Here is a 12,944-nt window from a genome sequence, read left to right on the forward strand (position 1 = left end):
GAGAGCGGCACACCGCAGGCTCCATTAACATGCGCTCAGGATGTCTACCCGGGAAACTGCAAATCTTCAGATTGATCTGGTTGTCAGATTGCGGTTTTTCCTTCAGTGACATTTCCTCTTGATTTGGATTGTAGTTAAACTACAATTCAGTGTCAAAAAAATTTTTATCGGACTACGGCCCTCGTCGGGCGTCCGAAAGTTTCATAGGCGGCACATCCCGATTTCGACTCACATCCCAGTTCTCGAACCCACGTTCAGGCCCATGCAAAGCGACTCGAACTTCACCTTCGTACTCTTCGGCGGCACCGGCGATCTCTCGATGCGCAAGATTCTTCCCGCGCTCTTCGAGGCGCATCGCGCGGGCATGCTCAACCCGGCGGGCAAGATCGTCTCGGTCGCGCGCGAAGCCAAGGAGCAGGCCGAATATCGCGCCTGGGTAGAAGAGCACGTGAAGCCGCACGTGTCGAAAAATGGCGTCGACGAGTCCGCGTGGCGCAGCTTCGTCGAGCGCTTCGAATACGTCGGGCTCGACCTCGGCCGCGCGGAAGACTTCGCCCTGTTGCGCGACGTGCTCGGCCGCTACGACGGCACGCGCGTCTTCTATCTCGCGACGGGCCCGTCGCTCTTCGTGCCGATCTGCCGCGGGCTCGCCGATGTCGGGCTGAACCAGAATTCGCGCATCGTGCTGGAGAAGCCGCTCGGCTACGACCTGAAGTCGTCGAACGCGATCAACGACGCCGTCGGCGAAATCTTCCAGGAAGAGCAGATCTACCGGATCGATCACTATCTCGGCAAGGAGCCCGTGCAGAACCTGCTGGCGCTGCGCTTCGGCAATGCGCTCTTCGAGCCGCTATGGCGCCGCGAATGGGTCGAGAGCATCCAGATCACGATCGCGGAAGAATTGGGCGTGGAAGCGCGCGGCGACTTCTACGACAATACGGGCGCGCTGCGCGACATGGTGCAGAACCACCTGCTGCAATTGCTCTCCATCGTGACGATGGAGCCGCCGCACTCGATGGATTCCGACTCCGTGCGCGACGAAAAGCTGCGTGTGTTGCGCGCGCTCAAGGCCATCGACGAGCGCGACATCAGCCGCGTCGCGGTGCGGGGGCAATATCATGCGGGTGTGATCCGCGGCGCGCAGGTGCCGGCCTACGCGACCGAGAAGGGCGTGCGGCCCGAGAGCAGCACGGAGACGTTCGTCGCGCTGAAAGTCGAGATCGAGAACTGGCGCTGGGCAGGCGTGCCGTTTTTCCTGCGCACGGGCAAGCGCCTTGCCGATCGTGTCGCGGAGATCGTCGTGAACTTTCGCGCGGTGCCGCATTCGTCGCTCGGCTCCATGCCCTTGCGCGCGGGCGCGAACCGGCTCGTGATCCGCTTGCAGCCCAACGAGTCGATTCGTCTCTATTGCCTGGCGAAGCAGCCCGGCGAGGGCATGAATCTCGCGAGCGTGCATCTGGATCTCGCGTTCGATCAGTTCTTCAAGGAAGGACAGATGGAGGCGTATCAGCGCCTGTTGCTCGACGTGATCAACGGCCGGCTCGCGCTCTTCGTGCGGCGCGACGAGCAGGAAGCGGCCTGGCGCTGGGTCGAACCTATTCTGAACGCGTGGGCGTCGGCGACGACCCGGCCGAAGCCGTATGCGGCCGGCACGTGGGGTCCGGCGGCATCGAGCGCCATGCTCGCGCAGGCGGGCACGTGCTGGCTCGAAGAGGAAAATTGACGGCGTGAGCCCGACGCTGCCCGAACGAGGCGCGCGGCGCGCACGGGAATGCAGGACTCCGCTTCGCCCATCGTCGCGATGGTGCGAACAGATGGCGGATCGATAAACCAGAACAAGCAGGAGGAGCAAGTGATCGAGCTTCGTACTTTCGACGATCCGCGCGCCCACTCGGACGCGCTGGCGAAAGCCGTGGGCGACGCGCTGAAGGCGTCCCTGGCGGCAAGGGGCGCGGCGTCGGCCGACGCCGCGGGACAAACCGCGCACGCCACCCTCGCGGTATCGGGCGGATCGAGCCCGAAGCCGTTCTTGCAGACGCTTTCGCGCGCGCCGCTCGACTGGGCGCACATCGACGTGACGCTCGTCGACGACCGCTGGGTGCCCGAGACGGACCCGGCAAGCAACGCGACGTTCGCGCGCGAGACGCTGCTGCAGAACGCGGCTGCGTCGGCCTATTTCCTGCCGCTCGTCGATACGGCCAAGACGCTCGAAGCGCACATCGCCGAACTGAACGCCGATCCGCGCCGCCGTCTGCCGGATGTCGCCGTGCTCGGCATGGGCGAGGACGGCCACACGGCCTCGATCTTTGCCGACGCCCCCGAATGGGAGTTCGCGACCACGACGAAGGATCGCTACGTGTCCGTCCATCCGGGCGCGGCGCCGCATGCGCGCGTGAGCCTGTCGATGTCGGCGCTGACGCAGGTCAGGCAGTTGTATCTGTTCATTTCCGGCCAAAAGAAACTCGACGTACTGAACGCGGCGCTCGCCGCGCCACAGAAGAACGCCATCTCGACGCTGGCCCACGCTCAAGGAGTGAAGCTCGATGTCTACTGGTGTGCATAAGGCAGCGGCTCAGCACGCCGACGGACCGAGGCTGCTCGCCGACATCGGCGGCACCAACGCGCGTTTCGCGCTGGAGACCGCGCCCGGCGAGGTCGGGCAGATCCGCGTGTATCCGGGCGCCGATTACCCCGGCATCGCGGAAGTGATGCAGCAGTATCTGAAGGACACGAAGGTCGGCCGCGTCAATCATGCGGCGATCGCGATCGCGAATCCGGTCGACGGCGATCACGTGAAGATGACCAATCACGACTGGAGCTTTTCGATCGAAGCGACGCGACGCGCGCTCGGCTTCGACACGCTGCTGGTCGTGAACGATTTCACCGCGCTCGCGATGGCGCTGCCCGGCCTCACCGACGCGCAGCGCGAGCAGGTGGGCGGCGGCTCGCGCCGGCAGAACAGCGTGATCGGTCTGCTCGGACCGGGCACGGGCCTCGGCGTATCGGGCCTGATTCCCGCCGATGATCGCTGGATCGCGCTCGGCAGCGAAGGCGGCCACGCCACGTTCTCGCCATTCGACGAGCGCGAAGATCTCGTGATGCGCTATGCGCGCCGCAAGTTTCCGCACGTATCGTTCGAGCGCGTGTGCGCGGGGCAGGGGCTGGAGCTGATCTATCGCGCGCTGGCGGAGCGCGACAGCGTGGCGGTCGCGGACGACTTCAGCGCCGCCGACGTGACGCAGCGCGCGCTGCAGGGCGAAGCGCTCGCGCTAGAGACCGTGAACTGTTTCTGCGCGATCCTCGGCACGTTCGCCGGGAATATTGCGGTGACGCTCGGCGCGCTGGGCGGCATCTTTATCGGCGGCGGCATCGTGCTGAAGCTCGGCGAGCTGTTCCACAAGTCGCCGTTTCGTCAGCGATTCGAGGCGAAAGGGCGCTTTCAGCAATATCTGTCGGGCATCCCGACGTACATCATCACGGCCGAATATCCGGCGTTTCTCGGCGTGTCCGCGATTCTCTCGGAGCAGTTGTCGAACCGGGCGAATAGCGGCTCGTCCGCGGTGTTCGAGCGCATCCGCCAGATGCGCGACGCGTTGACGCCCGCTGAGCGGCGCGTCGCGGATATCGCGCTGAATCACCCTCGCTCGATCATCAATGATCCGATCATCGACATCGCGCGCAAGGCCGACGTGAGCCAGCCGACCGTGATCCGCTTCTGCCGTTCGCTCGGCTGCCAGGGTCTGTCCGATTTCAAGCTGAAGCTCGCGACCGGGCTCACGGGCACGATCCCGGTGAGCCACAGCCAGGTGCATCTCGGCGACACGGCCACGGACTTCGGCGCGAAGGTGCTGGACAACACGGTGTCGGCGATTCTTCAGTTGCGCGAGCATCTGAACTTCGAGAACGTCGAGCGCGCGATCGACATTCTCAACGGCGCGCGGCGCATCGAGTTTTACGGGCTCGGCAATTCGAACATCGTCGCGCAGGACGCGCATTACAAGTTCTTCCGCTTCGGCATCCCGACGATCGCTTACGGCGACTTGTACATGCAGGCGGCCTCGGCAGCGCTGCTCGGCAAGGGCGATGTGATCGTGGCCGTGTCGAAGTCGGGGCGCGCGCCGGAACTGTTGCGCGTGCTCGAAGTGGCGATGCAGCAAGGCGCGACGGTCATCGCGATCACGTCGAGCAACACGCCGCTCGCCAAGCGCGCGACGGTTGCGCTCGAGACGGATCACATCGAGATCCGCGAGTCGCAGCTTTCGATGATCTCGCGCATTCTGCACCTCGTGATCATCGACATCCTCGCGGTCGGCGTGGCGATTCGACGCGCGGCGCCGAAGCCGGGCGCGAAGATCAGCGAAACGGTCGCGAAGGCGCGCCAATCCGGCGACGATGACGCCGCCGCGGTGCTCGACTGGCTGAGCCACGGCGCGTCGGGTATGGCGCGGGACTGACGGATTCGCGTTTCGTGATCAAGAAGGCCGCCGATGAAGAATCGGCGGCCTTCGTTCGTTCAGTACGAGGCGACCGCGTACTTGGAAGCGGGACGCCCGACATTCTTCACCGACGTCGATGCAGGCGCCGCCGCGTCGTTCGCGGCGAGGCCGAGAAAGTCCAGCACGCTGCTGGCGACCAGACGGCGATCGTTGTCGATGCAAATCATGTGGTAGCTGTTTTCGAGCACGACGAGTGTCGATTGCTCGATGGTGTCGCGCAGGAAACAGGCGGATCTGAGGCTCGTCAGATCATCGTCGCGCGCGTGCAGGACGAGCGTCTCGCAGCGAAGTCTTGCGGCGTCGCGCTTCGCCATGCGTCGCAATCGATCGACTTCGCGCAGGCAGGCGAGCGGCACCCAGCGATAGTGAAACGTGTCGCCGCGTTCGAACTTCGCCTTGATGATCGTGCGCATCAGCGTGTTCTTGACGCCGAACGGCTCGTGCTCGCGCACCCGCATGCGCGTGCGCAGTATCGGGAGGCGATACAGCAGATGACGGGCGAAGGCGTACCACGGCGTCGCCCAGCCGTCGACATAGATCGGCGACGCAAGCGTGATCAGCTTGCCGCGCTCGTGCCGCTCCTGCGCACATAACCAGATCGCAAGCAGCGCGCCCATGCACATGCCGATGACATGCACGACGTCGTAGTCCTGCGTCACTTCGTGATACTTCGCGCGGACGGCTTCGAGCCACTGTTCGGCGCGCAGGCCGATCAGATCGTCGGGCGTGCCGCCGTGACCGGGCAGCGTCAACGTGTGCGTATCCACGCCGGCACGCCGGAGCATCTTGTGGATCGAGCCCAGATCGAATTCCGTGCCGCCGAGCCCGTGGATCAGAAGCACGGCGGTGCGACGCGTCTGCATGCCGATCAGCCGCGCGCCGTCGGACGCACGTCCGTGCGATCGATGGTCCGGGGCTCGCGCAGAGCGGCGCGGGAGGCGAATTTGACTGGCTGAGGCACGGGAAGCGCTCGCATAGGGAAACGAACCCGCGAGGCTATCGGTTGGGCGGAACAGCGATAATTGGATGTATCCGAAATGGCTGCTCTATCGCAAGCAATCTGTAAATAATGCGGATTTAAAAAAAACGGTGCGACATCACGGGGACATCGCACCGGCACGCGCCTCTCGCAGCGGCGTGAAAACTTTCTATCGAGCTATGACTGGTCTTGTCCCGCCGATCAGAACGAGTGCTGGATACCCGCGTACACGCCCGTCTGGCTATGGCCCGGAATCGGGTTGTCGGTCGCCGCGGAGTAACCGTAGTTGTTGGCGTTCAGGCCGTAGTTCGCGTTCTTGCTGTTCTGCACGGTTGCGACCTGCAGATCGAACAGGGTGCGCTTGGACAGGTTGTACGAACCGCCGACCGAGTAGATCGTGGCGTTACCCGCGCCGTTGTTGCCGTTCACGTGGTAGACCGCGGCGATCAGTGCCGCCGCCGGCGTTGCTTGCCATGTCACGCCGCCCCATTCGTGGTCGAGCGCGGTCGGCTGGCCGGGCAACTGGGCCACCATGCCCGACGTGCGGATCGCCTGATAACCAGCCTGCAACTTGAACTGGCCGAGGAACACGTTGGCCATCGCGGTGTATTCGCGCGAGTAGGCGTAGGCGCCGTTGCCATTGGCCTTGTTCAGCTTGTTGCCGCCGTTGACCGGATCGTAGATGCCGCCGAGCGCGCCATTGTTCGGATTACGGATTTCATCGTAGATGCCGCGAACCTGGAAGTACGGCGACGTGTAGGTGACCTGCGCGCCTGCCTGACGGCCTTGATCGGTCGTGCCGTTGCCGTTCCAGCCCGTCGCGTTGGAGAACGAATACTGACCGTAGAAATCGAAGCCGGCGAACTTCGGCGACTGGTACGAAATGTTGTTGCTCGACTGCGGCCAGTTGCGGCCGCGCACCAGCGATGCCGACGACCAGTTCGACTGACCGAACGGATCGAAGTCCCACACGCCGTTCGAGATGAACAACTCGCGTCCCAGCAGGAAGGTACCGAACTGCTGATTCGCGATACCGACGGTCGCCCAGCGATTGAACAGGTTGCCTTGTGCCTGTCCGTTCATGGCATTGAAGCCGTTTTCCAGCTGGAACAGGACACGGTTTCCGCCGCCCAGATCCTCGGCGCCCTTGATACCCCACAAGCTCGTGCCCCAGTCGCCGCTTTCTGCCCGGAAGCGATTTGTGCTGCCGCCATTTCCGGACGGCACGCCATTCATGTATTCGAGTCCCGCATCGATGCGACCGTACAACGTCACGCTGCTTTGTGCGTGCGCGACCGCGCTGAAAGTGAGTAGCGCCGCTGTCGCGAGCAAAGCCTTTTTCATCATCTCCTGCCAACCCCTAGAAAGGTGTAGTTCAAAATTGCCGTGTTTTACTTTCGAAACGAGCGCGCGGCCGCACATTGCAACGTGCGTGGTCGATTCGAATTCGGATTTTGGAGGAGAACTGACTTTGTCTGCGCCTTCAATTTGTAGTTTTTGGTCTTCGGCTTGACAGGCCTGTTCGGACTGCGATAGGACTCGCGTGCGCCAATAAAAAACGGTGCGATACCCTTTCGGGCACCGCACCGATACGCGCCTCTCGCAGCAGCGTGAAAACCTGATGAAGCTATGTTTTGTTCAGACTCGTCGCTTAGAACGAGTGCTGGATGCCTGCGTACACGCCCGTCTGGCTGTGACCCTGGAACGGGTTGTCCGTCGAGGCGGCCGTGCCGAAGTTGTTGGCGTTCAGGCCGTAGTTCGCGGTCTTGCTGTTCTGCACCGTCGCGACCTGCAGGTCGAGCAGGGTGCGCTTGGACAGGTTGTACGAGCCGCCGGCCGTATAGATGGTCGCGTTACCCGCGCCATTGTTGCCGTTCACGTGGTAGACCGCCGCGATCAGCGCCGCTGCCGGCGTCGCTTGCCACGTCACGCCGCCCCACTCGTGATCGAGCGTGGTCGGCTGGCCGGGCAGCTGACCGGTCATGCCCGAGCTGCGAATGGCCTGATACGCGCCCTGAATCTTGAACTGGCCGAGGAAGACGTTGAACATCGCCGTGTATTCGCGCGAATACGCGTAGGCGCCATTGCCGCCGTTGCCGCCGTCGATCGGGTTGTAGACGCCGCCGAGCGTGCCGTTCGCCGGATTGCGGATTTCGTCGTACATGCCGCGCACCTGGAAGAGCGGCGTCGTGTACGTGATGTAGGCGCCAGCTTCACGGCCTTGCGGGGTCGTGCCGTTACCGTTCCAGTTCGTCGCGTTCGAGAGCGAGTACTGACCGTAGAAGTCGAGGCCCGCGAACTTCGGCGACTGGTACGAAATGTTGTTGCTCGACTGCGGCCAGTTGCGGCCACGCACCAGCGACGCCGACGACCAGTTCGACTGGCCGAACGGATCGAAGTCCCACACGCCGTTCGCGATGAAGAGCTCACGACCCAGCAACAGAGTACCGAACTGGTTGTTCGCGATACCGACCGTCGCCCAGCGATTGAAGAGACCGCCGCCGCCCGGGCCCTGGCCCGTCATGGTGTTGAAGCTGCCTTCCAACTGGAACACGGCGCGATAGCCGCCGCCCAGGTCTTCGACGCCCTTCATACCCCACAAGCTAGTGCCCCAGTCACCGCTTTCCGCCTTGAAGCGGTGCGAGGAGCCGGTGGCGGGCGCGCCGGCCGGACCGGTCGGCACACCGTTCATGTATTCGAGCCCAGCGTCCAGGCGGCCATACAGCGTCACGCTACTTTGAGCGTGCGCCACCGCGCTGAACGTCAGCAGTGCTGCCGACGCGAGCAAAGCTTTCTTCATCATCTCCTCCAACCCTGTCAAGAAATAGAACCCAAGTGCTGCTGTGTGGTTCGATGCGAGCGCACCCAACCGAAAAATCGTTTTCAGAGGAAGGACACGCGGGCTGTGGTGCTTGACGATCCGCGCGTCGTGGGCGCGAACCCGGCGCCGATCCGTCGATCGGCGCCGTTCCTCCGTTTCTTTTGGACTTTTGAAGTAAAACTACTTTTTGCGTACTTCGTTTTGGTACTTTCGTTACCAATTTAACAAAATACGTTACAGCCGCCAAAGAAAATCGAGGAACCGCTGCCGTGTGTGTCAAAAATGCAATGCCCATGTGGTAGACACGCTACCCAAAGCATGGGAAATCGCCCGCAAAGCCTTATCCCATCAGGGCTTCAGCCTGCTGTAAGTTTCAGGGTCAGGTTTGTCGCCTATTGACGCGGGAGTGCCGTAGCGCTAGTTCGGCGAAGAGCGCAAGGCCGGCCCGCACCGCCGCGCGCAGGACGCAAAAAAGGCGCCTCGCGGGCGCCTTCGGGAAGGGAGTTGTTTCGGCTTACTTGAGACTGCCGGACAGGAATTGCCTGAGCCGCTCGCTGCGCGTATTGCCGAATACTTCATCCGGATGGCCTTCTTCCTCGATGCGCCCCTGATGCAGAAACACCACATGATTCGACACGTTGCGCGCGAACGCCATCTCGTGCGTGACGACGATCATCGTGCGGCCTTCTTCTGCTAGCGTCTGCATCACTTTGAGCACTTCGCCGACGAGCTCGGGGTCGAGCGCGGACGTCGGTTCGTCGAAGAGCATGACGTCGGGATGCATCGCGAGCGCGCGGGCGATCGCCACGCGCTGCTGCTGTCCGCCCGACAGATGCGACGGATACTGCTTCTCGACGCGCGGCGCGAGCCCAACCTTCTCCAGATACGTGCGCGCGCGGTCCTCGGCTTCCTTCTTCGAGAGCCCGAGCACGTTCACGGGCGCCTCGGTCACGTTCTCGAGCACGTTCATGTGCGACCACAGATTGAAGTGCTGAAAGACCATCGAGAGCTTCGAACGCACTTGCCGCAGTTGCTTCGCGTCGGCGGCCTTGAGCGCGCCGGTCTTGTCTTTCATCGTGCGGACTTCGTCGCCGTCGACGAAAATGCGCCCCTGATTCGGCTGCTCCAGAAAGTTGATACAGCGCAGCATCGTGCTCTTGCCCGAGCCCGACGAGCCGATGATGCTGATCACGTCGCCGGCTTTCGCCTTGAGCGAAACGCCCTTCAGAACTTCGTTGCTGCCGTACTGCTTGTGGATGTCGTCGACGAAAAGCTTGTGCTGCTGGGAAATCATGAACGGTCCTTGGGCGGCGATGTTCTTATTTGCCTTGCGGCCGCAAATAAGCGAGCCAGCGATGCTCGGCGCGGCGGAACAGCCACACCAGAGCGAACGAGATGATGAGATAGAGCAGGGCGGCGATGCCGAACGCCTCGAACGACTGATACGTCGCCGAGTTGACATCGCGCGCGATCTTGAGGATGTCCGGGACGGTCGCCGTGAACGCGACGGTGGTCGCGTGCAGCATCAGAATGACTTCGTTGCTGTAGTACGGCAGCGCCCGTCGCAAGGCCGAAGGAAGAATCACCCGCCGATAAAGCGTGAACGACGACATGCCATAGGCGCGCGCCGCCTCGATCTCGCCGTAGGGCGTCGCCTTGATCGCGCCCGCGAAGATTTCGGTGGTGTACGCGCAAGTGTTTAGCGTGAACGCGAGAAGTGTGCAGTTCATGCCGCTGCGGAAAAATTCAGCGAGCGGCAGGGAATCGCGCACGACCTGCAAACTGTACAGGCCCGTATAGCAAAGCAGCAGCTGAACGTAGAGCGGCGTGCCGCGAAACACATAGGTGTACAGCCACACGGCGCGCGACAGCAGCTTGTTCTTCGACACCCGCGCGACCGCGAGCGGCACCGAGAGACAGAAGCCGAGTCCGATGGAAATGACCAGCAGCCACATCGTGATCGCGAGACCGGTGATGCGGTAGCCGTCGGTGAAGAGGTAGTTCTTCCAGTATTCCTGGATGATTTCGATCATGATCCGTGACGCTCTTTCATGGGCAAATTAGAGGTCGGCCTTGCGCACGCCGATGGAATAGCGCCGCTCCAGCCAGATCAGCACGAGATTCGAGATCGTGGTGATCGCGAGATAGATCGCGCCCGCGATCAGCGTGAAGAAGAAGAAACGCAGCGTGCCCTTGCCTGCGTCCTGCGAGGCCTTGACGACGTCGGCGAGACCGATGATCGACACGAGCGCGGTCGCCTTGACCATCACCTGCCAGTTGTTGCCGATGCCCGGCAGCGCGAAACGCATCATCTGCGGAAACATGATGCGCGAGAAGGTCTGCCACGGCGTCATGCCGTAGGCCACGCCCGCCTCGAGCTGGCCGCGCGGCACGGACAAGAACGCGCCGCGAAAGGTTTCGGTGAAATACGCGCCGTAGATGAAGCCGAGCACGAGAATGCCGGCGAGGAACGGATCGATGTCGATCTGATCCCAGCCCGCCGCATCGGTCAGCAGATTCAGCCAGATCTGGATGCTATAGAAGAGCAGCAGCATCAGCACGAGATCGGGCACGCCGCGGATGAGCGTCGTGTAGACGGTGCCGACGCCCGACGCAAACCGGTTTCTCGACAGCTTCGCCGCCGCGCCGATCAGGCCGATCACGAAGGCGAACGCGAGCGAGAGCACCGCCAGCTTGACGGTCTGCCAGGTGCCCGCGAGGATCAGCGGACCGTAGCCTTGCAACATGGTGATTCCTTGATGAGGTGCCTAACGTGCATGGAGCGCGGGTGCGGCTGCGTCTGGCGCGGCGCGGCTTTTGCCCGCGCGCAGCCTTTTTTCCGTCCGCCTCTCGCTTCGCGGCCGGCGGTCGCTATTCTAGATGGTCAAAATTGCGGACTGCCGTTGCTGCTAACCCTGCTGTGCGGCGGACTCGCTTTTTCTCTGATTTCCGGGCGCCTGAAAGCGGCGAACCGCGCTTCAGGTCAGGCTTGTGGCCGATCGCCGCCCCGTCGCACCCCGAAAAGCGCGGTATTTTACCCGAACGCGGCTCACGCGCGAGCGCGAAGCCGGACGCGTCCGATTACACGCATGAGCGGAACGATGTAGTGCCGCCGCACGCGTTGTTTCGGAAGGTCCGCGCCCTTACATTCTCTCCATCGCAAAACAACGCCTTGGGCGGGAGCAAATATCATGATCGAGATTCGCCGCAGCAACGAACGGGGTCACGCCAACCACGGCTGGCTGGACTCGTATCACAGCTTCTCCTTCGCCGATTACTACGATCCCGAGCACATGCACTTCGGCGCGCTGCGCGTGATCAACGAGGACCGCGTCGCGGGCGGCCAGGGCTTCGGCGCGCATGGCCATCGCGATATGGAAATCGTGAGCTACGTGCTCGATGGCGCGCTGGCGCACCGCGACAGCATGGGTAACGGCTCGACGATCCGTCCCGGCGACGTCCAGCGCATGAGCGCGGGCACCGGCGTGCGTCACAGCGAGTTCAACGGCTCGCCGACCGAAACCGCGCATTTCCTGCAGATCTGGATCATTCCGGATGCGCCGGGCGGCGCGCCGGGCTACGAGGAAAAGCGTTTCGCGGACGATGAAAAGCGCGGCCGGCTGCGCGTGATCGCGTCGCCGGAAGGTGAGGACGGCTCGGTGAAAATCGGCGCGGACACGCGCATCTTCGCGGGTCTCTTCGATGGCGACGAGCGCACCGACTTCGACGTGCCGGCGGGCCGCCGTGTGTACGTGCACGTGGCGCGCGGCGCGGTGACGGTGAACGGCGAGACGCTCGCTGCCGGCGATGCCGCCAAGCTCGAAGACGTTTCGAAGGTCACGGTCGAGAAGGGCGACGACGCGGAAGTGCTGCTGTTCGATCTCGCCTGATCATTGTCCTGATGTGACAAAGACCGCGGAGCGCAAGCTCCGCGGTCTTTTTTTACGCGTCAAGCCAGCTTACGGCTTGGCAGTCGCCGATGCGCCCGCCGCCGCGCCCGGCGCGCCGTGCTTCTCCCAGCGCTCATGCCGCTTCTGCTCGTGCTCGCGCATCTTCGCGAAGTGCTTCTTGAGCGCCGTGCTGACGGTCGTCTTCTGCTGATCGTTCAGCGAGTGATAGAAGTTGAGCCACGCGGTCGCGGTCTGCTCGCGCAGTTGCGACGCCTGCTGATCCAGCTTCTGATGCGCGGCGTGCATCGCGTCCAGGTCGAGGATCGCCTGGTTTTCCGCCGACTTGAACTGCTCGTGCATCTGTTTGCGCGCTTCACGCATCTGCTGGTGGCTCTGCTTCATCGTGTCGAGCGCGGTCTGCCACAGCTTTTCCTGATCCGCGTTGAGCTTCAACTGGCCGTGCAGCTCGTCCAGTTGCTTCTTCATGCGCATTTCCATGCGATGCCCGCCGGGGCCGCCGTGACCGCCCATCATGGCCGGGCCGCCGGGGGGCGGCGCCGGCGGCGCGTCGTTCGTGGCGGCGTAGGCCGTGCCGAACGTCAGCGCGATTGCAGCAGCGGCGGCGGTGAGGATGCGATATTGCTTGGCCATCTCGTGACTCCCTGGATTGTTGTCGAAGCCGAAGCCGCGAGACCCTGAAAAGACGTGTCGGAAAGTGCGTCGAGGTCTTGCGCTTGTCGGTGAGACACAGCGTAGGG

11 protein-coding genes are annotated in these 12,944 nt (G+C 63.1%); 4 read left to right on the forward strand and 7 right to left on the reverse strand.

The genetic code is table 11. From position 1 onward, the window contains the following. Positions 1-262: 262 nt before the first annotated feature. The 3 genes from zwf to AWB74_RS04190 all read left to right on the forward strand — a co-directional run bounded on the left by zwf (position 263) and on the right by AWB74_RS04190 (position 4,454). Positions 263-1,723: a glucose-6-phosphate dehydrogenase gene (zwf, locus tag AWB74_RS04180; protein WP_061145496.1), complete on the forward strand. Its 1,461-nt coding sequence runs from the start codon at positions 263-265 to the stop codon at positions 1,721-1,723. 129 nt (positions 1,724-1,852) lie between these two features. Further along, the gene (gene pgl, locus AWB74_RS04185; RefSeq protein WP_061145608.1) at positions 1,853-2,563 is read left to right on the forward strand and encodes a 6-phosphogluconolactonase; all 711 of its coding nucleotides are present in this window, start codon (positions 1,853-1,855) and stop codon (positions 2,561-2,563) included. Continuing rightward, the gene (locus AWB74_RS04190) at positions 2,544-4,454 is read left to right on the forward strand and encodes a bifunctional transcriptional regulator/glucokinase (protein ID WP_061145497.1); all 1,911 of its coding nucleotides are present in this window, start codon (positions 2,544-2,546) and stop codon (positions 4,452-4,454) included. The genes pgl and AWB74_RS04190 overlap by 20 nt, the downstream gene beginning before the upstream one ends. Positions 4,455-4,513: 59 nt before the next feature. Here the strand turns inward: AWB74_RS04190 and AWB74_RS04195 are convergent, their stop codons facing one another. The 6 genes from AWB74_RS04195 to AWB74_RS04220 all read right to left on the reverse strand — a co-directional run bounded on the left by AWB74_RS04195 (position 4,514) and on the right by AWB74_RS04220 (position 11,043). Next, complete coding sequence (locus AWB74_RS04195) at positions 4,514-5,359, reverse strand: alpha/beta hydrolase (protein WP_061145498.1); 846 nt, start codon at positions 5,357-5,359, stop codon at positions 4,514-4,516. Positions 5,360-5,676: 317 nt separating this feature from the next. Then, on the reverse strand, positions 5,677-6,819 hold the full coding sequence (locus AWB74_RS04200; protein WP_061145609.1) for a porin: 1,143 nt from the start codon (positions 6,817-6,819) through the stop codon (positions 5,677-5,679). A gap of 307 nt (positions 6,820-7,126) precedes the next feature. Further along, positions 7,127-8,275: a porin gene (locus AWB74_RS04205; RefSeq protein WP_061145610.1), complete on the reverse strand. Its 1,149-nt coding sequence runs from the start codon at positions 8,273-8,275 to the stop codon at positions 7,127-7,129. A 535-nt stretch (positions 8,276-8,810) separates the two neighbouring features. Continuing rightward, positions 8,811-9,590 carry an ABC transporter ATP-binding protein gene (locus AWB74_RS04210; protein WP_061145499.1) on the reverse strand — a complete coding sequence of 260 codons (780 nt, stop codon included), beginning with the start codon at positions 9,588-9,590 and terminating at the stop codon, positions 8,811-8,813. 25 nt (positions 9,591-9,615) lie between these two features. Then, positions 9,616-10,329, reverse strand: coding sequence for an ABC transporter permease (locus AWB74_RS04215; RefSeq protein ID WP_061145500.1), 714 nt, complete (start codon positions 10,327-10,329; stop codon positions 9,616-9,618). Positions 10,330-10,356: 27 nt separating this feature from the next. Then, entirely contained in the window at positions 10,357-11,043 is a 687-nt protein-coding gene (locus AWB74_RS04220) for an ABC transporter permease (RefSeq protein ID WP_061124379.1), read from the reverse strand. Between the two features lie 444 nt (positions 11,044-11,487). Between AWB74_RS04220 and AWB74_RS04225 the strand changes: the two genes are divergently transcribed. Next, positions 11,488-12,186, forward strand: coding sequence for a pirin family protein (locus AWB74_RS04225; protein ID WP_061145501.1), 699 nt, complete (start codon positions 11,488-11,490; stop codon positions 12,184-12,186). Positions 12,187-12,255: 69 nt separating this feature from the next. Here AWB74_RS04225 and AWB74_RS04230 read toward each other — a convergent pair whose 3' ends face one another. Next, positions 12,256-12,837, reverse strand: a complete 582-nt coding sequence (locus AWB74_RS04230; protein ID WP_061145502.1) for a Spy/CpxP family protein refolding chaperone — start codon at positions 12,835-12,837, stop codon at positions 12,256-12,258. Positions 12,838-12,944: the final 107 nt, after the last annotated feature.

This window comes from Caballeronia arvi (genome assembly GCF_001544695.2).
Classification (GTDB): Bacteria; Pseudomonadota; Gammaproteobacteria; order Burkholderiales; family Burkholderiaceae; genus Caballeronia; species Caballeronia arvi.